Below are 3,139 nucleotides of genomic sequence, written 5' to 3'. Positions count from 1 at the left end.
CACCACCAGCTTCGACGACACCATCACTGATTTCGACGTTACCCAGGACAAGATTGACCTCGCGGGCCTGGGCTTCACCGGCCTGGGCAATGGCCGTGGCGGCACATTGCAGATCAGCTACAGCGCCAGCAGCGACCGCACCTACATCAAGGATTACGATGCCGACGCCAGCGGCAATCGCTTCGAGCTGATTCTGTCGGGCAACCTGACCAGTACCCTGACCGCCAGCAACTTCATCTTCAATCGGGTGGTCACCGGCACCAGCGGCAGTGACTCGCTGATCGGCAGTGACTCGGCCGACACCCTGCTGGGTCTGGCGGGCAACGACAGCCTCAGTGGTGGCGCGGGCGACGACAAGCTCGACGGCGGGGCCGGCATGGACACCCTCACCGGTGGCACCGGGGCCGATACCTTTGTGTTTTCCAACCGTCTGGACAGCTACCGCAACTACAACACCGGCGGCGTCAACCTGGGCGATGTGATCACCGATTTCGATGTCAGCGCCGACAAGATCGATCTGTCGGCCATGGGCTTCACCGGCCTTGGTGACGGCAAGAACGACACCGTGTACGTGGTACTCAACAGCGCCGGGACCAAGACCTACATCAAATCCCTGACCGCCGACGCCAATGGCAACCGCTTCGAAGTGGCGCTGGAGGGTAACTACCTCGACACATTGACCAGCGCCAATTTTGTCTTCGCCACCGCCTCGCCCACCAATCAGGCACCGGTGTTGGCCACGCCGTTGCTGGATCAGAATGCGACCGAAAACACGCCGTTCAGCTACGTGGTGCCGGCCACCAGTTTTACCGACCCGGACAACGACAGCCTCAGCTATACCGCCACCCTCGCCAACGGCAGCGCCCTGCCCGGCTGGCTGGTGTTCGATGCCGCCAGCCGCACATTCAGCGGCACGCCAACCGATACAGCATCAGGCACGTATTCCATACAGGTCACGGCGACCGACGGCAGCAACGCCACCGTCAGCGACAGCTTCACCCTGGCGGTGCAGGACGTGCCCGCCGCGCCCATCGTGATCAATGGCACGCCGAACAACGACACGTTGACCGGTACCGCGGCCAACGAACAACTGTATGGCGGCGCCGGTAACGACACCCTCAATGGCGGGGCTGGCAACGACATTCTGGTGGGCGGCACTGGCGTGGACAAACTCACCGGCGGCGCGGGTGCCGACGTGTTTCGCTATACCTCCAAACTCGACAGCTACCGCACCAGTTCCACCAGCGCCAGTGACCAGATCCTCGATTTCGACGTGGCCGCCGACAAGATCGATGTATCGGCCCTCGGCTACACCGGACTGGGCAATGGCCAGGGCGGCACACTGCAGGTGACCTACAGCAGCTCGACCAACCGCACCTACCTCAAAGACCTCACGGTCGATGCCAACGGCAACCGTTTCGAAGTGTCGCTGGCGGGTAACCTGGTCAGCAGCCTGACCGCCAGTCATTTCGTCTTCGCCGACGAGAACACCCCCAGCAATGTGGCGCCCGTGGTGGTTATCCCCCTGCTCGACCAGAACGCCACCGAAAGTACGCCGTTCACCTACACCGTGACCTCCGACAGCTTCAGCGACGCCAATCAGGATGTGCTGACCTACACCGCCACCTTGGCCGATGGCAGCGCCCTGCCCGCCTGGCTGAGCTTCAATGCCAGCAATCTGACTTTCGCTGGCACACCCACCAGCACGGCGGCAGGCAACTACAACGTACTGGTCAAGGCCACCGATCCGTCAGGTGCCTCGGTGAGCGACAGCTTCGCCCTGGCAGTGGCCGATGCGCCGGACAATACCATCACCGGAACCAACAACGCCGAATCCCTCACTGGCACCGCGGGCGCGGACTTGATCCTCGGCCTGGGCGGCAACGACACGATCAGGGCCGGCACTGGCGCGGACATTGTCGATGGTGGCGCCGGTCGCGACTCGTTGTACGGTGGCGACGGTGCCGACACCTTCCGCTACACCAACGTGCTCGACAGCTACCGCGACTACGACACCGGCGGGGTCACGGCCACGGACACGATCTATGACTTCACCGTGGGCGTCGACAAGATCGATGTCTCCGGCCTGGGCTATCTCGGCCTCGGCAATGGCAGCAACGGCACGCTGTACATGACCCTCAACTCGGCCGGCGACAAGACCTACATCAAATCCAGCGAAGCGGACGCCGACGGCAATCGCTTCGAAATCGCCCTCAGCGGTAACTACCTCAACACCCTGACCGCCGATGACTTCGTGTTCGGCGAGCGCGCCCAGCAGGACATCCTCTACCTGCCGACCCTCGGCCAGTCCAATGCGCGCCTGCTGCGCATGACCGAGGACGACGATCAGTCCGGTACATCGATGCTGGTCAATGACCTGAGCAAGTACACCCCCTATGACGTACGCAGTCAGTTCGAGGATGCCGACGGCAATGGCATCGACATCGCGGTGGGCGGCAGTACGGTCAATGGCCTGTCGACCCTGGGCGCCGAGGAGCTCAAGTTGTGCTGGTGGCTGACCGACACCAACCAACCGGGGCCTGCGCTGTTGCGCGCCGTGGCGTTGTTGCAGGATCAGCTTGCCGAGCTCAGGGCCATCGACAACGTCACCATGGGCATTGTTTGGGGCCAAGGCGAGGAAGCGGCCCAGGAAATCGCCCGCGCCTCCGACAAGGAAGCTGCGGCGGCGGCCTACAAGGCCGCGACGCTGGCCGTGTTTGATTACCTGCACGCCCAGTTCGGCAGTTTCAACGTGTACCTGATGGAGACCGGGCACTACCAACAGGACGCGGCGCGTGCCCGTGGCTATTCGGAAGAGAAGATCGCCGACATTGTCGAAGGTGTCGGTTATGTCCGCGCCACCCAGGAGGCCATCGCCGCCGAGCGCGCGGACGTGAAACTGGCCGTGGACTACACCGATCTGCCCTTGCGCTACGAAGTCGACCCACTGGTGTATCCCGACGACGTCTGGCACTTGCACGAGGAATCGGCGGAAATCGTCGGCCAGCGCCTGGCCGATTACATCGCCGATGACCTGGGTTTCCAGGGCAATCCTGATGACAACAACAGCGTGCAGGACATATTCGACGATGCCCAGAACGAAGGCGGGATGATTTCCGGTACCGACCAGGCAGATACG

At 62.8% G+C, this 3,139-nt stretch carries 1 protein-coding gene; it reads left to right on the top strand.

All coding sequences use genetic code 11. The features are described from left to right. On the top strand, positions 1–3,139 hold a 3,139-nt coding region (locus GSM73_RS27140; protein WP_256676797.1), incomplete at both ends, for a putative Ig domain-containing protein.

It is taken from the genome of Pseudomonas sp. PICF6 (genome assembly GCF_009831705.1).
In the GTDB taxonomy this organism is placed as follows: Bacteria; Pseudomonadota; Gammaproteobacteria; order Pseudomonadales; family Pseudomonadaceae; genus Aquipseudomonas; species Aquipseudomonas rhizophila.
This window is presented reverse-complemented; position numbering and strand designations above follow the sequence as displayed.